The sequence below is a fragment of the Burkholderia sola genome, assembly GCF_905400185.1.
Taxonomy (GTDB): domain Bacteria; phylum Pseudomonadota; class Gammaproteobacteria; order Burkholderiales; family Burkholderiaceae; genus Burkholderia; species Burkholderia sola.
The window spans coordinates 37,204-58,223 of the sequence record NZ_FR989676.1 but is presented as its reverse complement, the minus strand read 5'-3'; the positions used below and the strand labels follow the sequence as shown (position 1 = coordinate 58,223).

General features: G+C 66.4%; 20 protein-coding genes. 8 read left to right on the top strand and 12 right to left on the bottom strand.

Going from position 1 to position 21,020, the window contains the following annotated elements; translation table 11 throughout:
* Positions 1-26 precede the first annotated feature (26 nt).
* From KR541_RS16760 to KR541_RS16750, 3 genes are all read right to left on the bottom strand, one after another.
* Entirely contained in the window at positions 27-836 is an 810-nt protein-coding gene (locus KR541_RS16760; RefSeq protein WP_175976762.1) for a BPSS1780 family membrane protein, read from the bottom strand.
* Positions 827-1,825 carry a homoserine kinase gene (locus KR541_RS16755; RefSeq protein WP_050011351.1) on the bottom strand — a complete coding sequence of 333 codons (999 nt, stop codon included), beginning with the start codon at positions 1,823-1,825 and terminating at the stop codon, positions 827-829. Before KR541_RS16755 ends, KR541_RS16760 begins: the two co-directional genes overlap by 10 nt.
* Before the next feature lie 99 nt (positions 1,826-1,924).
* Positions 1,925-2,320: a hypothetical protein gene (locus KR541_RS16750; RefSeq protein WP_027782546.1), complete on the bottom strand. Its 396-nt coding sequence runs from the start codon at positions 2,318-2,320 to the stop codon at positions 1,925-1,927.
* Positions 2,321-2,449: 129 nt separating this feature from the next.
* On the opposite strand from KR541_RS16750, the gene KR541_RS16745 reads away from it, so the two are divergent.
* Together KR541_RS16745 and KR541_RS16740 are read left to right on the top strand one after the other, a co-directional pair.
* The gene (locus KR541_RS16745) at positions 2,450-3,976 is read left to right on the top strand and encodes an AMP nucleosidase (RefSeq protein ID WP_050011350.1); all 1,527 of its coding nucleotides are present in this window, start codon (positions 2,450-2,452) and stop codon (positions 3,974-3,976) included.
* A gap of 281 nt (positions 3,977-4,257) precedes the next feature.
* Positions 4,258-4,455: a hypothetical protein gene (locus KR541_RS16740; protein ID WP_124630551.1), complete on the top strand. Its 198-nt coding sequence runs from the start codon at positions 4,258-4,260 to the stop codon at positions 4,453-4,455.
* A 383-nt stretch (positions 4,456-4,838) separates the two neighbouring features.
* Here the strand turns inward: KR541_RS16740 and KR541_RS16735 are convergent, their stop codons facing one another.
* The 3 genes from KR541_RS16735 to KR541_RS16725 all read right to left on the bottom strand — a co-directional run bounded on the left by KR541_RS16735 (position 4,839) and on the right by KR541_RS16725 (position 7,054).
* Positions 4,839-5,810 carry an aldo/keto reductase gene (locus KR541_RS16735; protein ID WP_050011349.1) on the bottom strand — a complete coding sequence of 324 codons (972 nt, stop codon included), beginning with the start codon at positions 5,808-5,810 and terminating at the stop codon, positions 4,839-4,841.
* 26 nt (positions 5,811-5,836) lie between these two features.
* Positions 5,837-6,640 carry an SDR family NAD(P)-dependent oxidoreductase gene (locus KR541_RS16730; RefSeq protein ID WP_124630550.1) on the bottom strand — a complete coding sequence of 268 codons (804 nt, stop codon included), beginning with the start codon at positions 6,638-6,640 and terminating at the stop codon, positions 5,837-5,839.
* Between the two features lie 63 nt (positions 6,641-6,703).
* The gene (locus tag KR541_RS16725; protein ID WP_239468960.1) at positions 6,704-7,054 is read right to left on the bottom strand and encodes a cupin domain-containing protein; all 351 of its coding nucleotides are present in this window, start codon (positions 7,052-7,054) and stop codon (positions 6,704-6,706) included.
* 271 nt (positions 7,055-7,325) lie between these two features.
* On the opposite strand from KR541_RS16725, the gene KR541_RS16720 reads away from it, so the two are divergent.
* The gene (locus KR541_RS16720; RefSeq protein ID WP_050011346.1) at positions 7,326-8,258 is read left to right on the top strand and encodes a LysR family transcriptional regulator; all 933 of its coding nucleotides are present in this window, start codon (positions 7,326-7,328) and stop codon (positions 8,256-8,258) included.
* Between the two features lie 260 nt (positions 8,259-8,518).
* Here the strand turns inward: KR541_RS16720 and KR541_RS16715 are convergent, their stop codons facing one another.
* From KR541_RS16715 to KR541_RS16700, 4 genes are all read right to left on the bottom strand, one after another.
* Positions 8,519-9,082, bottom strand: a complete 564-nt coding sequence (locus KR541_RS16715) for a tautomerase family protein (protein ID WP_089489136.1) — start codon at positions 9,080-9,082, stop codon at positions 8,519-8,521.
* Between the two features lie 149 nt (positions 9,083-9,231).
* On the bottom strand, positions 9,232-10,224 hold the full coding sequence (locus KR541_RS16710) for a GlxA family transcriptional regulator (RefSeq protein ID WP_050011344.1): 993 nt from the start codon (positions 10,222-10,224) through the stop codon (positions 9,232-9,234).
* A gap of 170 nt (positions 10,225-10,394) precedes the next feature.
* On the bottom strand, positions 10,395-10,694 hold the full coding sequence (locus KR541_RS16705) for a hypothetical protein (RefSeq protein WP_124593241.1): 300 nt from the start codon (positions 10,692-10,694) through the stop codon (positions 10,395-10,397).
* A 400-nt stretch (positions 10,695-11,094) separates the two neighbouring features.
* Complete coding sequence (locus KR541_RS16700) at positions 11,095-11,853, bottom strand: LOG family protein (RefSeq protein ID WP_050011342.1); 759 nt, start codon at positions 11,851-11,853, stop codon at positions 11,095-11,097.
* 1 nt (position 11,854) lies between these two features.
* On the opposite strand from KR541_RS16700, the gene polA reads away from it, so the two are divergent.
* The 3 genes from polA to KR541_RS16685 all read left to right on the top strand — a co-directional run bounded on the left by polA (position 11,855) and on the right by KR541_RS16685 (position 17,398).
* Positions 11,855-14,608, top strand: coding sequence for a DNA polymerase I (polA, locus tag KR541_RS16695; protein WP_050011341.1), 2,754 nt, complete (start codon positions 11,855-11,857; stop codon positions 14,606-14,608).
* Positions 14,609-14,886: 278 nt separating this feature from the next.
* Positions 14,887-16,221: an NAD(P)/FAD-dependent oxidoreductase gene (locus KR541_RS16690; protein WP_050011340.1), complete on the top strand. Its 1,335-nt coding sequence runs from the start codon at positions 14,887-14,889 to the stop codon at positions 16,219-16,221.
* 301 nt (positions 16,222-16,522) lie between these two features.
* Positions 16,523-17,398 (top strand): dienelactone hydrolase family protein, encoded by an 876-nt coding sequence (locus tag KR541_RS16685; protein WP_050011339.1) that lies wholly within the window; start codon positions 16,523-16,525, stop codon positions 17,396-17,398.
* A gap of 54 nt (positions 17,399-17,452) precedes the next feature.
* Here the strand turns inward: KR541_RS16685 and KR541_RS16680 are convergent, their stop codons facing one another.
* Positions 17,453-18,322, bottom strand: coding sequence for a sulfurtransferase (locus tag KR541_RS16680; protein WP_050011338.1), 870 nt, complete (start codon positions 18,320-18,322; stop codon positions 17,453-17,455).
* Between the two features lie 117 nt (positions 18,323-18,439).
* Positions 18,440-19,546 carry an aromatic ring-hydroxylating oxygenase subunit alpha gene (locus KR541_RS16675; RefSeq protein ID WP_050011337.1) on the bottom strand — a complete coding sequence of 369 codons (1,107 nt, stop codon included), beginning with the start codon at positions 19,544-19,546 and terminating at the stop codon, positions 18,440-18,442.
* Between the two features lie 269 nt (positions 19,547-19,815).
* Here KR541_RS16675 and KR541_RS16670 point away from each other — a divergent pair, with 269 nt between their 5' ends.
* Positions 19,816-20,109, top strand: coding sequence for an exodeoxyribonuclease VII small subunit (locus tag KR541_RS16670; protein ID WP_006479428.1), 294 nt, complete (start codon positions 19,816-19,818; stop codon positions 20,107-20,109).
* Positions 20,106-20,990 (top strand): polyprenyl synthetase family protein, encoded by an 885-nt coding sequence (locus KR541_RS16665; RefSeq protein ID WP_050011336.1) that lies wholly within the window; start codon positions 20,106-20,108, stop codon positions 20,988-20,990. The genes KR541_RS16670 and KR541_RS16665 overlap by 4 nt, the downstream gene beginning before the upstream one ends.
* Positions 20,991-21,020: the final 30 nt, after the last annotated feature.

The following is a 21,020-nucleotide window of genomic DNA, read 5'->3' as shown; positions in this document are numbered from 1 at the left end:
GACGACGCGCGCCGGCCGGGAGAGGGTCAGCGGCCCGACATCGTCGTCGTCGCGCCCGGTTCCTGTACGCCGAAGCAGCCGCGATAGGTCGCGTAGAACGAGCAGTACAGCATCGTGACGATGATGATCGTCACCGGCATCATGATCGTCAGCGCGTACGCGCCGGCGCCGAGCGCCTGCAGCAGCAGCGACAGCGCGAGCGACGTGCCGAGCGCGACGGCGAACCACAGCACGCCGTACACGACGAACGCGCCGCGATTGCGCCAGCAACTGACGACGCTGAAGAACAGCGCCTTCGCGGGCGGAACGTCATGCCACGCGACCAGCACCGGCGCGAACCAGAACAGCATCGCGATCGGCAGATAGAGCAGCGTCGCGAAGAACAGCGCGCCCAGCGTGCCTTGCGCGGCGAGCGTCTCGGGCGTCGTGTTCGCTTCGTCGGCCGCGCCCATCATCACGTGGAACAGCGCGCCGCCGTCCACGAGCGACGACGCGGCGAACACCAGCACCATCGACGCGACGTAGATCACGCCGAGCACGAGCAGCCGCTGGGTCGCGACGGTGCCGTACGAGCGAAAGCCGTCGACGAGGATCGTCGGCATCACGGTCTTGCCGGCCACCGTGTCGCGGCACGCGGCCATGAAGCCGACCGCGATGCCGGGAATGAATACCAGCGGCAGCGCGGAGCCGATCACGGGCACCATCGACACCAGCGTGATCGCGAGCAGATACGTGAAGAACAGCGTGATGAACGCGAGCGGATTCCGGCGGAACAGCCAGATGCCTTGACGGAACCAGACATAGCCCGTTTTCGCGGGCACTTCGATCAGTTGCATGCGGTTTGGATCTCGGGAAGCGCGGGCGTATGCGCGATACGCTCACGCAGGATGCGTTCGAAATGGCCGGGGTCGTGCGGCTTGAGCATCTCGGCCGCGCGCGGCAGGTAGAAGTCGTACAGGCGCGACACCCAGAAGCGGTACGCGCCCGCGCGCAGCATGTCGCTCCAGTGGCGGCGTTCCTCGGCCGTGAACGGCCGGACCGTCTGGTACGCGCGCAGCAGCGCATCGGCGCGCGCGACGTCGAGCACGCCGGTCGCGAGGTCGACGCACCAGTCGTTGACGGTGACCGCGACGTCGAACAGCCACTTGTCGCAGCCTGCGAAATAGAAGTCGAAGAAGCCGCCGAGCCGCACGTCGTGGCCGGTGCCGGGCGCCGCGTGCGCGAACAGCACGTTGTCGCGGAACAGGTCGCAATGGCATGGGCCGGCCGGCAGCGCCGCATAGTCGTCCGACGCGAAGAAGCCGGCCTGGTGCGCGAGCTCGCCTTCGAGCAGCGTGCGTTGCGCGTCCGTGATGAACGGCACGATCGCCGGCACGTTCTCCTGCCACCACGGCAGGCTGCGCAGGTTCGGCTGGCTGCGCGGATAGTCGCGGCCCGCGAGGTGCAGGCGCGCGAGCATCTGCCCGACCTCGATGCAGTGTTCGACTCCGGGCGCGAGTTCGGCCGCGCCGTCGAGTTTCGTGACGATCGCGGCCGGCTTGCCGTGCAGCTCGCCGAACAACGCGCCGTCGTCACGCGGGACCGGGTCCGGCACCGGCACGCCGTGGGCGGCCAGGTGGCGCATCAGGTCGAGGTAGAACGGCAACTGCTGCGCCGTGAGCTTTTCGAAGATCGTGAGGACGTATTCGCCGCGCGTCGTCGTCAGGAAGAAATTGCTGTTTTCGATACCGGACGGAATGCCGCGGAACGCAAGCACGTCGCCCAGTTCGTAGTGGCGCATCCATTGCGCGAGATCGGAGTCGGAAACAGCGGTGAAAACGGCCATGCGGGATGCGTCAGGTCAGGGTGTCGGCACGCGGGCGGCGTGCGGCGCGACAGCGGGTGAAGGGGCGGGGCGGCGCGGTCGGGGCGCGGCGCCTCGGAATCAGTAGCGCAGGTTCAGCGACGGCAGGCGCGTGATCGGGACGCCCGCGTCGTGCGGCTTCGGCGACGTGTCGGGCGTCGAGCTCATCTGGTAGCGCGTGCCGAAGTTCGACTTCACGTCGATCTCGACCGGCTTGCCGCGGTCGCGGTACTCGGTGACTTCGGTGCCGTTCTTGCTCTTTTCGTGGAAGCTCGGCGTGCGGCGGATGTCGGCGAAGTCGACTTTCGACGTGACTTCGGCGCCCGGCCGGTTGATCTTGCGGAGATCGGGCAGGCCGGCGGCTTCGTTGGCCTCGGCCCGGGCCTGCGCGTCGGCGTCAGGCGTGCCGCCGGCGGCATGAGCGACGCTGGCGGCGGCAAACGCGACGGCAGCGGCGACGAAAATGAGCGGCTTCATGATGAGTCTCCAGTGAACCTACCGATTTTAGCAAATACTGCGCGCCATCCGGCCCCGGCGTGCGCAGGGGCGGCCATAAGCGCGACCGGGTTCCGTGGTAATGTCGTCGGATCAGACGAGGTAATGACAATGAAGAACGATTTGAGCCGCCGGCACCGTGTGCTGTCGCCCGAAAGCCCGTCGATCGAGGCTTTCGACGATCCGATCGCTGCCGTCGCGCGGCTGTCCGCCATTTACGACACGAATACGGGCTTCTTGCGCGATGCATTTGCGCGCTATCGCCGCCACGAAGCGATTACCGAGCACGTGCGCGCGTGCTATCCGTTCGTGCGGATCCGCACCGACGTCAACACGCACGTCGATTCGCGCCGCTCGTACGGCTTCGTCGCGGGGCCGGGCGTATTCGAGACGACGGTCACGCGCCCCGATCTCTTCGCGAACTACTACCGCGAGCAACTGCGCCTGCTGGCGAAGAACCACCATGTCAAGATCGAGATCGGCGTGTCGTCGCAGCCGATTCCGATCCATTTCGCGTTTCCGGAAGGCATCCATCTCGAGGGCGAGCTCGATCGCGACCGCCTGCTCGCGATGCGCGACATCTTCGACACGCCCGACCTGTCGTATCTCGACGACCGCATCGTCAACGGCACGTTCGAGCCGGCGCCGGGCGAGCCGCATCCGCTCGCGCTGTTCACGGCCGCGCGCGTCGACTTCTCGCTGCATCGGCTGCGCCACTACACGGCGACGTCGCCCACGCATTTCCAGAACTACGTGCTCTACACGAACTACCAGTTCTACATCGACGAGTTCGTGAAGCTCGGCCGCACGATGATGACGGAAAGCGACGATCCCGAGGTGCGCGCGTACCGCAGCGAGTACAGCGCGTTCGTCGAGCCGGGCGACGTCGTCACGTACAACGCGAACCTCGGCGGCGAGCCGGCCGAGGGCACCGCGCCGCCGCGCCTGCCGCAGATGCCTGCGTATCACCTGAAGCGCGCGGACGGCAGCGGGATCACGATGGTCAACATCGGCGTCGGCCCGTCGAACGCGAAGACGATCACCGATCACATCGCGGTGCTGCGCCCGCACGCGTGGGTGATGCTCGGCCACTGCGCGGGGCTGCGCAACACGCAGCGCCTGGGCGACTACGTGCTCGCGCACGGCTACGTGCGGGAAGATCACGTGCTCGACGCCGACCTGCCGCTATGGGTGCCGATCCCGGCGCTGGCCGAAGTGCAGCTCGCGCTCGAGCGCGGCGTGGCCGAGGTCACGCGGCTCGAGGGCGTGGAACTGAAGCGCGTGATGCGCACGGGCACGGTCGCGAGCGTCGACAACCGCAACTGGGAGCTGCGCGACCATCGGGAGCCCGTGCAGCGGCTGTCGCAGAGCCGCGCGATCGCGCTCGACATGGAAAGCGCGACGATCGCCGCGAACGGTTTCCGCTTCCGCGTGCCGTACGGCACGCTGCTGTGCGTGTCGGACAAGCCGCTGCACGGCGAGCTGAAGCTGCCGGGTATGGCCGACACGTTCTATCGCGGACAGGTCGACCAGCATCTGCAGATCGGCGTGAAGGCGATGGAGATCCTGCGCACGAACGGGCTCGACAAGCTGCATAGCCGCAAGCTGCGGAGCTTCGCGGAAGTGGCGTTCCAGTAACGCGCATGACTGGCAGGCGGGGCGATGGGCTGCCGGGCTTTGCGGCGGCCGGCACGCGCCTGCCCTGCGTCACCCATCCGGTCGCCGGGACACTCGTCGTGGCCGCAATGTGGCCTTCGTACTCGGACGCGACCATTTTCTCCAATTTGGAAGTTGTCCTATAGTTTTGTCCTTGTCATCGAGAATATGCTCTCCTGCGTGGCGTTCTCCGACGCCCGCACGAAGGAACGGCGAACAGCCGATCCAATTGATTCCTATAATATTGAGAGTAGACATATCCGATGAAAATCAAAATCCTGCTGGCTTCCCTGATGCTCACTGCTTCGCTATCGGCCATGGCTCAAGCGGTGATCGGTCCATCCAAGCCGCAGCCGCCTTGCGAAAGAGAAGCGGTGCTCGGCCCGTCCGATCCTTGCAAACCTGTCGCAGTGGTCGGCCCGAGCAAACCCAAACCGTGTTGGTGCTACATCGTTGAGTAAGCCGTGAAACAGGCGCGCCCATCCTTGGGTGCGCCTCGTTCGCAGGTTGAAGAGCGACAGGGAAGGGAACGCGTCGATGGCGCGACGGAGCGGCCTCTACTGCGCAAGCCCGGGGAGACACCGGCAGCCTGGAGATTTCATCGTTCATCAGCCGTCGGCTTTTTCCCGTCATTGTGATCGCTCCGGTCTCCGTTCTGAGCGGCGCCATGAAGGCGTGCCCGGCACGGAGGATCGATTGAAGGCGGTGACGGTATTCGTCTGCGTCGCCGTCGGCGGCGTCAGTTGGGTGCGTTGAACTGCATGTGCTCCAGTGGCGCGGGCCGCACGTTCCGTTGTCTTCGCGCAGCGCACGCCTTCAACCGGGTCAGCTCCCCGCATCGCCGTTACCACTGCACCGGTTCGACCGTTCGATTGAACGCGACCTCGAGCAACGCGTTTTCAGCATCGTCGAGCGTCAGATCGAGCGCCGCGAGCGCATCGTCCAAGTGATGCGGCTTCGACAGCCCGACGATCGGCGCGGTGACGCCGGGCCGGTGCAGCGCCCACGCCAGGGCAATCCGCGCGGGCGGTAGCCCATGCGCCTGCGCCACCTGCCTGACCGCATCGACGGTCGCCGCGACCGCGTCGCGCCCGTCGTACCAGGACACCATTTGCCGGTCGGTTGCGGCCCGCGTCGTCGCCGCATCACGCGAGCCGGCCAGTAGCCCGCGGCCGAGCGGGGACCACGGCGTGTAGGCCATCCCTTCTGCGATGCAAAGCGGCAGCATGTCGCGCTCGTCGTCGCGGCAGATCAGGCTGTACTGGCTCTGCATCGACACGAATCGGGCGAGTCCGTGATGCCGTTGAAACGCGAGCATCTTCATGAATTGCCATGCATGCATCGACGACGCGCCGAGGTAGCGGACCTTGCCGCTCCTCACGAGGGTATCGAGCGCATCGAGCGTTTCTTCGATCGGCGTGTCCGGATCGAACCGGTGGATCACGTAGAGATCGACGTAATCCGTCCCGAGGCGCTGCAGCGACGCATCGATGCTGGCGAGCAGATGCTTGCGCGACAGCCCGCGCGCATTCGGCCCGTCGCCGGTCGGAAAGAACGCCTTGGTTGCGATCACCACGTCGTCGCGCGTCGCGAAATCGCGCAGCGCGCGCCCGAGAATGCGCTCGCTCTCGCCGCCCGAGTAGATGTCGGCCGTGTCGAAGAAATTCACCCCCGCATCGAGTGCCGTGCGAATGAAAGGGCGAGCCACCTCCTCGGTCGTGACCCACGGGCGCCATGACGGGTCGCCGTAGGTCATGCAGCCCAGGCACAGCGTCGACACCTTCAGCCCGGACGCTCCCAGTCTCACGTATTCCATCGGTTCTTCCTCCGTGGCAGTGCCGGTCAGCGCATGCCGCCGATCGTGTAGCCGCCGTCGACCAGGAGCGATTCGCCCGTCACGAAGCGCGCTTCGTCGCTGCAAAGCCAGACGGCCGCGTCGGCCACGTCTTCGGGCGTGCCGATCCGCCGGGCGGGCGTGAATGCGGCGAACGGGCGGAACATCTCGTCGTCGCCGAAACGGCGCGCCATCGGCGTATCGATGATGCCGGGGTTTACGTTGTTGATCCGGATGCGGTGCGGGCCGCCTTCGAGCGCGACCGCGCGCACCAGCGCATCGAGCGCGCCCTTGCTGGCCGAATAGGTCGACGAGCCGGCAAGCGCGCCTTTCGCGAGCCACGACGACGTATTGACGATCGCACCGCCGCCGTGCGCGAGCATTGCCTCCATTTCGTATTTGATCGACAGCCACGTACCCTTGAGATTGGTGGCGATCACCGTGTCGAAGTCGGCCTCGGTCTGTTCCACGATCGGCGCGAACGCCCCTTCCGTACCCGCATTGTTGAATGCCGCATGCAATGCGCCGTAGCGTCCGATCGTTGCGTCGACGAGCGCACGCACGCCATCGGCGGAGGCGACGTCGATGGTTATCGCGAAGGCTTCGCCGCCGCGCCCGGTAATCGCGCGCACGGTTTCGTCGAGCGGCGCCGCGCGCCGTCCGGCAACGACGACGCGGGCGCCTTCACGCGCGAATGCGAGCGCGGCCGCCCGGCCGATGCCGGTGCCGCCGCCGGTGACGAGCGCGACGCGTCCGTCGAGCCGGGGCCGCGTCGCGGCGGAAGAGGTTGACAGGCTCCGTGAATCGGACATGACGAGTTGCTCCATGCGAAGGGAAACGAGCCGGCCGACTGGCCGGGGGCAGGGTCGAGGTGCTTAGTCCTGGCGGTCGGGCACCGTCAGGGGCGCGCCAGGCGTACCGGCGTAGAACACGATCAGTTCGGCGCGCTCGTCGCCGGTCTCGCCGCGATGGGCGCCGTCGATCATTTCCGGCACCACGTCGCCGGGACCGAGCGCCAGCCGCTTGCCGTCGCTGCGGCGCACGGCGGTGAGGTGGCCCGACAGCACGTAGCCGATGTTGATCGACGGATGCGTATGCCACGGCAATACCGCGTGCGGCGGAATCGTGTAGCGTACGACCGTGATTTCCGGTTGTCCTGACGGATAGGTGCGATATCGCGAGCCGTCCCACGCATGCGTGGTTCGCAGCAGTACCGTCTCGGTCACGCGGCTGCCCGCGTCCGCTTCCTGTGCGATTGCTCGGGGCGAACCGGCGACGATCAATGCGGCCGCGAAGACGGTTCGCGAAACGACTGAAAATGAAAATGTGTTCATGGCGACGGGCCGTTTGGCCCCGGGTATCCAGACAGCGCCATTGTGCGAAGCAGGGTGCCGCGCGAATAGCACCTGACCGGTTGAAACCGATTCAACCGATCGGACAGGCGTTACGATGCCAGGGACGATCGCCCGGGCGTTCCGGGCTTGACGGGAGCTGCGAATGGATCGGTTGAAGGCGCTGACGGTATTCGTCCGTATCGCGGCCGCGGGCGGTATCAGCGCGGGCGCCCGCGAGCTGGGCATGACGCCGCAAGCGGCCAGCAAGCAGGTCGCGGCGCTGGAAGCGCTGTTGAACGTGCGGCTGCTCCAGCGCTCGACGCGCGGGATCGTGCTGACGCTCGAGGGTGAGCGTTTGCTTGCACAGTGCCGCGGCGCTGTCGGGGAACTGGAGAGCGCGCTGCGCATGCTCGACGACGATCGGGCGCACGCGGCCGGCACGATCCGTGTTGCGGCGCCGTATTCGCTGGCTCGGCGCTTTCTCGCGCCACTGCTCGGCGAATTCTGCGACCGGCAGCCGGGCGTCACGGCCGAGCTGATCGTCAGCGACGACATGGCCGACATCGTCGAGCAGCGGATCGACATCGCCGTGCGGACCGGCAATCTGCCCGACAGCGGGCTCGTTGCACGACGCATCGCCGATCTGCAATTGATCGTCTGCGCGGCGCCCGCGTATCTGCGTCGACACGGCGAGCCGCAGACGATCGACGCGCTGCGCGATCATCGTTGCACCGCGTTCCTGTATCCGCGCACCGGCAAGCCGTTTCCGTGGGAATTCCTGGTTGATGGTCGGGTCGACACACGACAGATCGCCCCGTTCATCGCGACCAACGACATCGATGCGGAACTCGACACGGTACTGAGCGGCGCCGCGATCGGCCAGTTCTTCGGCTATTCGGTTCACGCGCACATTCGCGAGGGGCGTCTCGTGCCGCTGCTGATCCGGCACGTGACCTGCCGTTACGGCCTGCACCTGTGCATGCCGCAGCGCATGCATCTGCCGCGGAGGAGCCGTTTGCTGATGGATTTCCTCGCCGCCCGGCTTGGCGCGCATCCGGATCTCGCACCGCTTTCGTTTGCGGAGGTGTCGGCATGACACACGCGTGATCGCGGGCGAGCCTCCGTGCGGCTGCGCGTCGTCGCTCCGCGCTCGCCCATCTTCAAGAGCCCCGGCTGGCAATGACAGTCGTCATGGTCGCGATCGGCGCGTTCGTCGGGCCGTGCGACGTCGTCACGGCCAATGCGAACCCTGGTGGCGAGTCGGGCGAGGTCGCCGCGCCGTTGCGTGCGCCGCAGATGCCCGCATCACCTGAAGCCGGGTTCGGGCATCGGGAGGCGGTACGCGCTCGCCGAGCATCAGTTCGCGAGCTCGGCGTTGCGAGCGAGCGACAGGTCTTGATGCGTCTCGCGCATCGCGGCGAGTGCGGCTTCGAGCATCGCGATCGCATCCGTGCGCCGCTTGATCGCCAGCCGCTGTTCTCCGAGCGCCCGCAGCGGTGCGCCGCCGAAATAGTCCATGATGTCGGGCAGGCGGCGCACGACGCCGCGGCTGCCCCAACAGCCGTCGTCGATTTCCGATGGAAAGACCCACACACGCGCCGCGATGGTGGCGATCGGCACGCCTTCCGCGCGAGCCACAGCGGCGGTCACGTCCGCAATCAGCCCAGCACGCGCGGCGTCCGTGTACTGCCCTTCCGGCACGGTCGGCACGATCCGATAGATCGGCGCGGGCGCGACCGCCCCGGCGCGATACACGGCCGCCGGCCGATGGACGAAGATCCATGTCACGTCCCGCACGCGCGGATTGTCGGGATCGAGTCCCTCGTGGCGGATCAGCGTGTCCATCAGTTCTTCCATCAGTTGTGCTTCGGCATCCGGTGCGAGCGCGCCTTCGGGAATGTATACGTCGATCATCGGCATGATGGTGTCCTGGTTCGGTGGAGAGGGTGCCGCTCCGAGGCGGGGCGACGTGAATCCAGTGTACGAACCTCATGCTGACGCGCAGAGTGGCGAAACTGCCATTCGACGATGCCATTTCCGCCATCGTTTCCGATGCCGGTTGCGCGAGGTTAGGGCGTGAAGCGACGGCGATATTCGCCGGGGGAGATGCCGGTCTCGCGCTTGAACAATTGCCGAAAGCCGCTGATGTCCGCGTAGCCGACGCGCTCGCAGACCGTGTCGATCGCGAGCTTCGTTTCCGCGAGCAGCCGCTTCGCGACTTCGATCCTGAGTGTCTGCAGATACCTGAGCGGCGGCGCGCCCACGGCGTCTCTGAAGCGGCGGTGGAGCGAGCGTTCGCTCATCGCGACGTGATCGCTCAGCCGGGCGAGGCTGAAGGGTTCCCGCAGGTGCTTTTCCATCCAGCGCTGGGCGCGCGCGATGGTTGGATCGTCGTGCCCGCGATGGCCCATCCGGTCGAGGTCGATGAACGAATCCTGCGAGACGCGGTTCATGTCGATCAGCATGAGCCTGGCGACCGACGCGGCAAGGCGCGCATTCGCCAGTTTGTCGATGAGTCGCAGCGCGAGATTCTGGTACGAGGTGACGGCGCCGCCGCACAGGATGCCGTCCTGCTCGGTCAGGATGTCCGACGCACGCAGCGCTACGTCCGGATAGCGTGCGCGGAAGCTCGATGCTTTCGACCAGTGCGTCGTGGCAAGGCGGCCGTCGAGCAGGCCGGCCTCCGCGAGCAGGAATGTGCCGGTGCAGTACGTCGCGATCAGCGTGCCGCGTGCGTGTTGCCGGCGCAGCGCGTCGAACAGTGGCGCGAGCGTTGCGGGCCGATCGAGCAGCCGCTCGAGATCCGCGACGAACGGGCTGGTCAGCCAGATCGCGTCGGCGGGACTGCTGCCGTCGATCGCGCCATCGACCGGGATGATCAGGCCGGAGGTCGTTCGCACCGGCCGTCCGCCGATCGATTCGACGCGCCAGCGAAACGGTGCGCTCGTGCGGCCCTGCGAAGTCGTCGAGGCGAGATGGTTGGCCGCCGCGAGCATGTCAGTCGGCGCGGCGACGCCGGATGCAAGGGCCTGATCGACGACCCAGATTCGGATGAGCGGCATGAGTGGCGGAAATGGCCTCGGAGAAGGGCGATACTACCACCCGGTGCCGAGCGATTTCGCGGGTCGTCAGGCCGTCGATTCATGCGGTCGGGCGCTCGACAATCAAAAGGCCGCCCGGCGCCGAAGCGCCCGGGCGGCCTTGCGTGCATCGAGCGACCGCGCCGTGCCGGTCAGCACTCGCCTTTCTTCGCGTGTCCCGGCGGGCAGTGATAGCCGCGGCGATCGTCACGGCCGCGATAGCGCTGGTGATCCTCCCACTCGCGGCGTTCCCAGTAGCGGCGGCCGTCCCAGTAGCGATCGCCATGCCAGCCAATGATGATCGCGGGCGCCGGGGCGACCACGACGGGCGCAGGCGCGACGACGACCGGTGCGGGCGTGCCGATGTTGACGTCGACGTTGACGGCGTGGGCGAGGCCGGACAGCGAAAGGCCGAGGCCGGCGAAGGCAAGGGCGATCAGCGAGCGTTGCATGTTCTTTTCCGTGAGGTCGTTATAAGAGGCCGGCGCGACACGATGGAAGCGAGGGGGACCGTTCCACCGGGGGGGAACGCCGGGCCGACACAATGCAGTGTGCTGGTACGCGACGAAAAAGGCGAGGCGTGTTTGTTACGGCGGATTGGCGGCCGGCAGGCGCATGGGAACGGATACCACGCCGAACCGTTTGACAATGGCGGGCTGCGGGCAGGGCGGGCCGCGCTGTGTCGCACGGCGCCGGCTGCGCGAATTTGACATTCGGCGGCGCGCGGCCGCGGCGCGGGATTAACAGCGCGTTACAAAGTGACACGCGGCAGGTGGCGGGATCGCCACGCGTGCCGTGCGGGAAGCCGTCCGCCGTCCGCCGGCCGTCGGGCCGGTGGACGTCACGGATGGATTACAGATAGAACATCCGGTCTTCTTCGGGGCGCGGCGGATGGCCGTCTTCGTCCGAACCTTCTTCCTCGCCGCTGTCCTCGTAGAACGCGAGCACCGCGTCGAGCACCTGGTCGGGGTCGTCGATCACCTGCATCAGATCCATGTCTTCCGGATTGATCAGGCCCATCGGAATCAGTTGATCGCGGAACCATTGCAGCAGCCCCTTCCAGAACTCGCTGCCGACGAGGATGATCGGCACGAGGCGCGATTTTTTCGTCTGGATCAGCGTGAGCACTTCGGACAGCTCGTCGAGCGTGCCGAAGCCGCCCGGCATCACGATCACCGCATCCGAATTCTTCACGAACGTGACCTTGCGCGTGAAGAAGTGGCGGAAGCGCAGCGAGATGTCCTGATAGTGGTTGCCGGCCTGCTCGTGCGGCAGCTCGATGTTCAGGCCGACCGACGGCGCCTTGCCGGCGTGCGCACCCTTGTTCGCGGCTTCCATGATGCCGGGGCCGCCGCCGGAGATCACCGCGAAGCCGGCGTCCGACAGCTTGCGCGCGATCTGCGCGGCGAGCTTGTAGTGCGGCGTGTCGGGTTTGAGGCGGGCAGAACCGTAGATGCTGACAGCCGGGCGGATCTCCGACAGGTACTCGGTCGCCTCGATAAACTCTGCCATAATCGTGAACATCTGCCACGATGCGCGCGCCTTCTTGGCCGTCGCGCGCTCTTGATCTGCGAGCGAACGCAGACTCGGAATCACTTTTCTCTTGTTCATAATGCCTGAAGAACGAAATCTGGAAGGTAAGACCCTGCTATTGGTTGACGGTTCGAGCTATCTGTATCGGGCTTACCATGCGATGCCTGATTTGCGTGGCCCTGGCGGGGAGCCGACCGGAGCGCTCTACGGAATCATCAACATGCTGCGCCGTATGCGCAAGGAAGTCAGTGCAGAGTATAGCGCTTGCGTGTTCGATGCAAAGGGCAAGACGTTCCGCGACGACCTTTATGCCGACTATAAGGCAAACCGTCCGTCGATGCCGCCCGACCTCGCGTTGCAGGTCGAGCCGATCCACGGCGCGGTGCGCGCGCTCGGCTGGCCGCTGCTGATGGTCGAAGGCGTCGAGGCCGACGACGTGATCGGCACGCTCGCGCGCGAAGCCGAACGGCACGGGATGAACGTGATCGTGTCGACGGGCGACAAGGATCTCGCGCAGCTCGTGACCGACCGCGTCACGCTCGTCAACACGATGACCAACGAGACGCTCGACCGCGACGGTGTGCTCGCGAAGTTCGGCGTGCCGCCCGAGCGCATCATCGACTACCTCGCGCTGATCGGCGACACCGTCGACAACGTGCCGGGCGTCGAGAAATGCGGGCCGAAGACGGCCGTGAAATGGCTGTCGCAATACGACAGCCTCGATGGCGTCATCGAACACGCGGCCGACATCAAGGGCGTGGTTGGCGACAACCTGCGCCGCGCGCTCGACTTCCTGCCGCTCGGCCGCAAGCTCGTGACGGTCGACACCGCGTGCGATCTCGCACCGCATCTCGACTCGATCGAAGCGTCGCTGAAGAGCGACGGCGAGGCGCGCGACCTGCTGCGCGACATCTTCGCGCGCTACGGCTTCAAGACCTGGCTGCGCGAAGTCGAGAGCGCACCGGCCGAAGGCGGCGGCGCCGACGCGCCGGAAGGCGAGCCGGCTCCGGTGATCGCAGCCGACGTCGTGCGCGAATACGACACGATCCAGACTTGGGAACAGTTCGATGCGTGGTTCGCGAAGATCGATGCGGCCGCGCTGACCGCGTTCGACACCGAGACGACCGCGCTCGATCCGATGCTCGCGCGGCTCGTCGGCCTGTCGTTCTCGATCGAGCCGGGCAAGGCGGCCTACCTGCCGGTCGCGCACCGCGGCCCCGACATGCCCGAGCAGCTTCCGCTCGACGAAGTACTCGCGCGCCTGAAGCCGTGGCTCGAATCGGCCGATCGCAAGAAGGTCGGCCAGCACCTGAAGTACGACGCACAGGTGCTCGCGAACTACGACATCGCGCTGAACGGCATCGAGCACGACACGCTGCTCGAATCGTACGTGCTCGAATCGCACCGCACGCACGACATGGACAGCCTCGCGCTGCGGCATCTCGGCGTCAAGACGATCAAGTACGAGGACGTGGCCGGCAAGGGCGCGAAGCAAATCGGTTTCGACGAAGTGGCGCTCGAGCAGGCCGCCGCGTATGCAGCCGAAGATGCGGACATCACGCTGCAGCTTCACCAGGCGCTGTATCCGCAGGTCGCGCGCGAGCCGGGCCTCGAGCGCGTGTACCGCGAGATCGAGATGCCGGTGTCGCTCGTGCTGCGCAAGATGGAGCGCACCGGCGTGCTGATCGACGACGTACTGCTGCAGGCGCAAAGCACCGAAATCGCGACGCGCCTGATCGAACTCGAGGGCGAGGCGTACGAACTGGCGGGCGGCGAATTCAATCTCGGCTCGCCGAAGCAGATCGGGCAGATCTTCTTCGAGAAGCTGCAGTTGCCGGTCGTGAAGAAGACGCCGAGCGGCGCGCCGTCGACCGACGAGGAAGTCCTGCAGAAGCTCGCCGAGGACTACCCGTTGCCGAAGCTGCTGCTCGAGCATCGCGGGCTGTCGAAGCTGAAGTCGACCTATACCGACAAGCTGCCGCGGATGGTGAACCCCAGCACCGGCCGCGTGCACACGAATTATGCGCAGGCAGTCGCGGTGACGGGCCGCCTTGCGTCGAACGACCCCAATCTTCAGAACATTCCGGTGCGCACGGCCGAAGGCCGGCGCATCCGCGAGGCGTTCATCGCGTCGCCGGGCCACCGGATCGTGTCGGCCGACTATTCGCAGATCGAACTGCGGATCATGGCGCACATCTCGGGCGACGCGTCGCTGCTGCGCGCGTTCTCGCAAGGCGAGGACATCCACCGCGCGACGGCCGCCGAGGTGTTCGGCGTGACGCCGCTGGAGGTCAATTCCGACCAGCGCCGGATTGCGAAGGTGATCAACTTCGGGCTCATCTACGGGATGAGCGCGTTCGGGCTCGCATCGAATCTCGGCATCACGCGCGACGCGGCGAAGCTCTATATCGACCGCTATTTCACGCGCTATCCGGGCGTCGCGCAGTACATGGAAGACACGCGCGCGATCGCGAAGGAGAAGGGCTACGTCGAAACCGTGTTCGGTCGCCGCCTGTGGCTGCCGGAGATCAACGGCGGCAACGGTCCGCGCCGCCAGGCGGCCGAGCGCGCGGCCATCAATGCACCGATGCAGGGCACGGCGGCCGACCTGATCAAGCTGTCGATGATCGCGGTGGACGACTGGCTCACGCGCGACCGGCTTGCGTCGCGGATGATCATGCAGGTGCACGATGAACTGGTGCTCGAGGTGCCCGACAGCGAGCTGTCGCTCGTGCGCGAGAAACTGCCGGAAATGATGTGCGGCGTCGCGAAGCTGAAGGTGCCGCTGGTCGCCGAAGTGGGCGCCGGCGCGAACTGGGAAGAGGCACACTGACGCACCCCGTGCGATTCCCCGCTTCCCGCGGCATATTGTTGCAGGGATGCCAAATATCGAGATGGTTTGCTTGTGGTCAACGCGCAAGCTCCCGGACAATGCATGTCAGTCATGTCATTGACGCGGGGCGGCGCGCCCCGCGTGCCGGATCGGTCGCATCGTAGTGCTTCGAACTGCACATCGATGATGTCCGAACCGGTTAATCCACCGGGCGGCGCGCGTGCATCGCGTTTGCTTCATCCGGCGGCAGCCGTTTCGACTCGCAAAGGGAGAATCAGATGCATCGGATCATCATCGTAGGCGGAGGCGCGGGCGGCCTGGAACTGGCGACGCGGCTCGGCGACCGTTACGGTGCGCGCGGCAATCGTCCCGCGCGTGCGCTCGTCACGCTCGTCGACCGCAATCCGACTCACATCTGGAAACCGCTGCTGCACGAGGTCGCGGCCGGCAGCATGGATCCGTTCACGCAGGAACTCGAATATGCGGCGCAGGCACGCTGGCACGGCTTCGAGTTCCAGCAGGGCGAGTTGACCGGGCTCGACCGCGCGGCGAAGCGCGTGACGCTGTCGCCGCTCAACGACAGCGACGGCGAGGAACTGTTGCCGGCGCGCGAGCTGGAATACGACACGCTCGTGATCGCGATCGGCAGCACGACCCACTTCTTTGGCGTGCAGGGCGCGCCGGAAAACGCGATCGCACTCGACACGGTCGGGGAGGCCGAACGCTTCCGCAAGCGGCTGATCGCGGCATGCATGCGCGCCGAGCACCAGGCACCGGCGCCCACCGTGCCCGGCGAGTCGGCCGAGCCGCGTATCCAGGTCGTGATCGTCGGCGGCGGCGCGACGGGCGTCGAGCTGTCCGCGGAGCTGCGCAATACCGCGCAGGTGCTGTCCGTGTACGGGCTGCACAAGCTCGATCCGCGCCATGACGTCGGCATCGTGCTGATCGAGTCGGGGCCGCGGATCCTGCCGGCACTGCAGGAGCGCGTGTCGACGGCGACGGCCGAACTGCTCGAAAAGCTCGGCGTGCGGCTGATGCTCGGCGAGCGCGTGACCGAGGTGGCGCCCGGGCTCGTGCATACCGCGAGCGGCAAGGCGGTGCGCGCGGACCTGACGGTCTGGGCGGCCGGCATCAAGGCGCCGTCCGTGCTGTCGCACCTCGACGGCCTTCAGGTCAACAAGCTCGGTCAGCTCGACGTGCGCCGCACACTGCAGACCTTCACCGACGACAACGTGTTCGCACTCGGCGATTGTGCGGCCTGTGCATGGCCGGGCAACGAACGCAACGTGCCGCCGCGCGCGCAGGCGGCGCACCAGCAGGCGAGTTTCCTGCTCAAGGCGATCGGTTGCCGGCTCGAAGGGCGCCCGCAGCCGGAGTTCACGTATCGCGATTTCGGTTCGCTCGTATCGCTCGGTCACTTCAGCGCGGTCGGCAACCTGATGGGCGGGCTGATCGGCGGCAACATGCTGATCGAAGGGCTGTTCGCACGCTTCATGTACATGTCGCTGTACCGGCTGCACATCGCGGCGCTGCACGGTTATCCGCGGATGATGCTCGACACGGTCGCGCACTGGCTGCGACGCACGACGCTGCCGCGCGTCAAGCTGCACTGATCGCGTCGTCGCGCGCGGAGCGGGCGGGGAATGCGCATGTCGTGCGTGTTCGCCGCCCGTTTTTCTTTTCGATTCGCGAGGATTCGGTCGCGCGCCGAAGCGCGAGACGTGCGGCCGCGCGTCGTAATCGAGTCTTACACATCCGACAGTTGACGCGACAACGGATTATTGGGCATCTTGTCCGGGTTTTCGTTTGCGGCGGGGTGCCAACCGCCGCGACTTCCGCGCCGCGCGCCGGTGCGATGCCCCGTCATGCCGTATCCGCGATCGTGACGGCGGCGCCCAATCGAGGAGTGCATTCATGTTGAAACCCGAAGTCGACAGCCTGGTCCCCCACGTCCCGTTTTCGCGCCGCAAGTTCATGCAGGCTGCGCTCGGCGGCACCTTCGCGGCGGCCGTGCTGCCTGTGTCGGCGCAGACGGTCACGACCGACAGCGCCGGGCTGGACGTCGACACCATCGAGATCCGCTCGGGCGATGCGAGTATTCCGGCGTATCGCGCCCAGCCGATCGACAAGACGAACCTGCCGGTCGTGATCGTGATCCACGAGATCTTCGGCGTCCACGCGCATATCGCCGACGTGTGCCGGCGCTTCGCGAAGCTCGGCTATCTCGCGATCGCGCCCGACCTGTTCGCCAGGCAGGGCAATGCGGCGAAGTATCCGACGATGAAGGAGCTGTACGACCACATCATCAGCAAGGTGCCGGACCGGCAGGTGACGGAGGATCTCGATGCGACCGCCGCATGGGCCGGCAAGAACGGCGGCGACCTGTCGCGTCTCGGCGTGACGGGGTTCTGCTGGGGTGGCCGCCAGGCATGGCTGTATGCGGAACACAATCCGCACGTGTTGGCCGCCGTCGCGTGGTACGGGTTCGTCGAAGGCAAGACCGACGAGATGACGCCGTTCAATCCGGTCGACCATGCGTCGTTGCTGAAGGTGCCGGTGCTCGGGCTGTATGGCGAGAAGGATCAGAACATCACGCAGGCGTCGCTCGCGGACATGCGCAAGGCGATCCAGGCGAGCGACTCGAAGCGCGCGCGCGAATCGGAGATCGTCGTGTATCCGGATGCCGGTCACGCGTTCTTCGCCGACTACCGGCCGAGTTACGTGAAGGGCGATGCCGAGGACGGCTGGAAGCGCGCGATCGAGTGGTTCCACAAGTACGGCGTGATGTAAGCGACGAGCGGCGGCAACGGCCGCCGCATCATCGTCGTCGCGCCGCGCGGGTGCTCAAGGATTCGGGCCGGTCGCGATCGGCCGCGACGGATCGGCGCTCCATTCGCTCCACGAGCCCGGGTACAGCGACGCGCCGTGCAGGCCGGCCACTTCCAGCGCCAGCGCGTTGTGGCATGCGGTGACGCCGGAGCCGCATTGCAGGATCACGCGGTTCGGCTCGGTGCCGGCCAGCACGGTGGTGAATGCCTCGCGCAATTCATGGCCGGTCTTGAAGCGGCCGTCGGCGGTCAGGTTGTCCTTGAAGAAGCGGTTGCGCGCGCCCGGAATGTGCCCGCCCACCCGATCGATCGTTTCGTTTTCGCCGCGATAGCGATCCGGTGCGCGGGCATCGATCACGACGCGCGCGGGCGACGACACGTTCGCGAGCACGGCCGCCGCATCGACGGTCGATTCGAGCGGCGTGGCCGAGCGGAAGTCGCCGGCGGCCGGGTGCGGCACGTCGGTCGTCAGCGGCTGGCCGGCCGCTTCCCAGGCCTGCAGGCCGCCATCGAGCACGGCGACCGAATCGTGGCCGAGCCAGCGCAGCAGCCACCACAGGCGCGCCGCATAGGCGCCGCCTTGCGCGTCGTACGCGACGACCTGCTGACCCTGCTTGAGGCCGCGGCTGGCGAGCAGCGTCGCGAGCGCGTCGCGGGTCGGCAGCGGATGGCGGCCGTTGGTGCCCGTCTTGCGGCCTGACAGGTCGCGATCGAGATGAAGATAGTGCGCGCCGGGGAGGTGACCGGCCGCGTAGGCGGCTTCGCCGGCGCCGGGATCGGCGAGATCGAAGCGGCAGTCGAACAGCGCGACGCTGCCGGGCGCCGCGGCCAGGCGCTCGGCGAGATTGGCGGCGGAGATGAGCGTGGTGTAATGAGTGTGTGGCATGACGACTCCCTGGAGTGCAAATGGCCTGACACTCCAAGTCTAAACAAAAAAAGACGGGCCGAAGCCCGTCTTTTCGTCTGCCGGATGCCGCGCGGCGTCAACGCGCCGCAGCCGCTGTCAGAGGCCGCCGAGGTGGCGGCGCAGGAACTCGTGGAAGTGCTGCATCCCGTCTTCCATCGGGCTCTGGTACGGGCCGACCTGCGACTCGCCGCGGGCCATCAGCGCACGGCGGCCCGCGTCCATCCGCATCGCGATCTCGTCGTCCTCGACGGCCGTTTCCATATAGGCGGCACGCTCGGCCTCGACGAATTCGCGTTCGAACAGCGCGATTTCCTCGGGGTAATAGAACTCGACGATGTTGGTCGTCTTCTGCGGCCCGCGCGGAATCAGCCACGACACGACCAGCACGTGCGGATACCACTCGATCATCAGGCCCGGGTAGTAGACCATCCAGATCGCGCCGAACTCCGGCGGCACGCCGTTGCGGAACTTCAGCACCTGCTCGTGCCATTTCTGGTAAGTCGTGCTGCCCGGTTTCGCGAGGGCGTTGTGCACGCCGACCGTCTGCACGCTGTACCAGTCGCCGAACTCCCATTTGAGATCGTCGCACGACACGAAGCTGCCGAGACCCGGGTGGAACGGGACGACGTGGTAATCCTCGAGGTAGACCTCGATGAACGTCTTCCAGTTGTAGTCGCACTCGTGCACTTCGACGTGATCGAACTGGTATTCGGCGAAGTCGAAGTGATGCTTCGTGCCGAGGTTCGCGAGATCGCGCGCGACGTTGCGGCCCTCGGCCTCGAACAGCAGCCCCTGCCAGTTCTGCAGTGGGCTCTTGCCGAGGTTCAGGCACGGCTTGTCGGGGAAGTGCGGCGCGCCGAGCAACTGGCCTTCGAGGTCGTACGTCCAGCGGTGCAGCGGACACACGATGTTCTGCGCATGGCCGCGCCCGTTGAGCATGATCGCCTGCCGGTGGCGGCACACGTTCGACAGCAGCTCGATCTGGTTCGTCTGGTTACGGACCAGCACGCGGCCTTCCTTCTCGGACGGCAGCGCAAAATAGTCTCCCGCCTCGGGCACCATCAACTCGTGCCCGACGTAACGAGGACCTTTCTTGAAGAGGGTTTCGATCTCGCGCTCGAGTAGCGCCTCATCGAAATATGCAGTGACTGGAAGCTGGCTGTGGGCCGACTTCAACTGAAGCGCATCGCTCAGATTGGACATTCCCACTCCCGGTGTTAGCGTGAAAGCAGTGAACAACCCAACCATCGAAAAATCGATTTAGGGAAACGGGCAATTATACCCGGTTCGCCCCGCAAGGCTAGGATTAAGTGCCTGATTTGTGTCAATTTTTTGTCGGGCGACCGTCCCAAGGCGCACACTGTGCGTCGTAGATGGGGCCGGAATTGTGCGCGGGCGCCCACGACGGCAGGTCGGAAAATTCTCTTTTGCCGTAGAATGTCCGACTTGTTTTGAAATTTGACACCTCGTCCATGGCGAAAACCGCATCCCCAGGCGCCACGCCGCCCGGCAACGGCACCGAACCGTTGCCGGACAATTACGAGATGGCGCTCGCGGAACTCGAGACGCTGGTTGCCCGGATGGAAGGCGGCGCGTTGAGCCTCGAGGATTCGCTGGCGGCGTATCGCCGCGGTGCGACCCTCGTTGCGTTTTGCCAACAGCAGCTCGAGAAAGTGGAGCAGCAGGTTCGCGTGCTCGACGGCGCGACGCTGAAGCCGCTTTCGTCCGGAACGGCCGCCACGGACGGCGAAGACGACGATCTATGACATTCGAACAATGGATGCGGTCCGTGCTTGACCGTGTCGAGGACGCACTCGGCCACTATCTGCCGGCTGAAACCGCGACGCCCGCGAAACTTCACGAGGCGATGCGCTATGCGGTCCTCGGTGGCGGCAAACGCGTTCGCCCGCTGCTGTGCCATGCAGCAGGCGAACTGACCGGCGCGACCGAAGCGGCGCGCAACGCGGCGGCGGCGGCGCTGGAGATGATCCACGTCTACTCGCTCGTGCACGACGACATGCCGTGCATGGACGACGACGCGCTGCGTCGCGGCAAGCCGACCGTGCACGTACAGTACGACGAACCGACGGCGCTGCTGGTCGGCGACGCGCTGCAGTCGCAGGCGTTCGTCGCGCTGACCGACGCCGATGCGCTGTCGCCGGTGCAGCAAGCGGCGCTGGTGCGCGAGCTGGCGCTCGCGAGCGGCTCGATCGGCATGGCCGGCGGGCAGGCGATCGACCTGGCGAGCGTCGGCCTGAAGCTGACGCGCGAACAGCTCGAGACGATGCACCGGATGAAGACGGGCGCTTTGCTGCGCGCGGCCGTGCGGATGGGCGCGCTGGCCGGCGAGACGCCGTCGGCGGAAACGATGGCCGCGCTGGATGTTTACGCGGGCGCCGTGGGTCTGGCCTTTCAGGTCGTCGACGACATTCTCGACGTCACGACCGATTCGGCGACGCTCGGCAAGACGGCCGGCAAGGACGCGGCGAACGACAAGCCGACCTATGTATCGATCCTCGGTCTCGAGGCGTCGCGCGAGCTGGCAGCGCAGCTGCGCGCCGAAGCGCACGACGCGCTGAAACCGTTCGGCGCACGCGCACAGCGTCTCGCCGAACTTGCCGACCTGGTAGTGAACCGGGTCAGCTGACGCGAAAGCCCGCCGCCGCGCACACGCTAC

What these genes read in the sequence shown, in the direction of transcription:
- KR541_RS16665 (WP_050011336.1), top strand. Translation starts at nt 20,106, where the DNA reads ATGACATTCGAACAATGGATGCGGTCCGTGCTTGACCGTGTCGAGGAC.
- KR541_RS16715 (WP_089489136.1), bottom strand. Translation starts at nt 9,082, where the DNA reads ATGCCGATGATCGACGTATACATTCCCGAAGGCGCGCTCGCACCGGAT.
- KR541_RS16705 (WP_124593241.1), bottom strand. Translation starts at nt 10,694, where the DNA reads ATGCAACGCTCGCTGATCGCCCTTGCCTTCGCCGGCCTCGGCCTTTCG.
- KR541_RS16755 (WP_050011351.1), bottom strand. Translation starts at nt 1,825, where the DNA reads ATGGCCGTTTTCACCGCTGTTTCCGACTCCGATCTCGCGCAATGGATG.
- KR541_RS16700 (WP_050011342.1), bottom strand. Translation starts at nt 11,853, where the DNA reads ATGAACAAGAGAAAAGTGATTCCGAGTCTGCGTTCGCTCGCAGATCAA.
- KR541_RS16750 (WP_027782546.1), bottom strand. Translation starts at nt 2,320, where the DNA reads ATGAAGCCGCTCATTTTCGTCGCCGCTGCCGTCGCGTTTGCCGCCGCC.
- polA (WP_050011341.1), top strand. Translation starts at nt 11,855, where the DNA reads ATGCCTGAAGAACGAAATCTGGAAGGTAAGACCCTGCTATTGGTTGAC.
- KR541_RS16710 (WP_050011344.1), bottom strand. Translation starts at nt 10,224, where the DNA reads ATGCCGCTCATCCGAATCTGGGTCGTCGATCAGGCCCTTGCATCCGGC.
- KR541_RS16730 (WP_124630550.1), bottom strand. Translation starts at nt 6,640, where the DNA reads ATGTCCGATTCACGGAGCCTGTCAACCTCTTCCGCCGCGACGCGGCCC.
- KR541_RS16740 (WP_124630551.1), top strand. Translation starts at nt 4,258, where the DNA reads ATGAAAATCAAAATCCTGCTGGCTTCCCTGATGCTCACTGCTTCGCTA.
- KR541_RS16685 (WP_050011339.1), top strand. Translation starts at nt 16,523, where the DNA reads ATGTTGAAACCCGAAGTCGACAGCCTGGTCCCCCACGTCCCGTTTTCG.
- KR541_RS16720 (WP_050011346.1), top strand. Translation starts at nt 7,326, where the DNA reads ATGGATCGGTTGAAGGCGCTGACGGTATTCGTCCGTATCGCGGCCGCG.
- KR541_RS16670 (WP_006479428.1), top strand. Translation starts at nt 19,816, where the DNA reads ATGGCGAAAACCGCATCCCCAGGCGCCACGCCGCCCGGCAACGGCACC.
- KR541_RS16735 (WP_050011349.1), bottom strand. Translation starts at nt 5,810, where the DNA reads ATGGAATACGTGAGACTGGGAGCGTCCGGGCTGAAGGTGTCGACGCTG.
- KR541_RS16680 (WP_050011338.1), bottom strand. Translation starts at nt 18,322, where the DNA reads ATGCCACACACTCATTACACCACGCTCATCTCCGCCGCCAATCTCGCC.
- KR541_RS16760 (WP_175976762.1), bottom strand. Translation starts at nt 836, where the DNA reads ATGCAACTGATCGAAGTGCCCGCGAAAACGGGCTATGTCTGGTTCCGT.
- KR541_RS16745 (WP_050011350.1), top strand. Translation starts at nt 2,450, where the DNA reads ATGAAGAACGATTTGAGCCGCCGGCACCGTGTGCTGTCGCCCGAAAGC.
- KR541_RS16675 (WP_050011337.1), bottom strand. Translation starts at nt 19,546, where the DNA reads ATGTCCAATCTGAGCGATGCGCTTCAGTTGAAGTCGGCCCACAGCCAG.
- KR541_RS16690 (WP_050011340.1), top strand. Translation starts at nt 14,887, where the DNA reads ATGCATCGGATCATCATCGTAGGCGGAGGCGCGGGCGGCCTGGAACTG.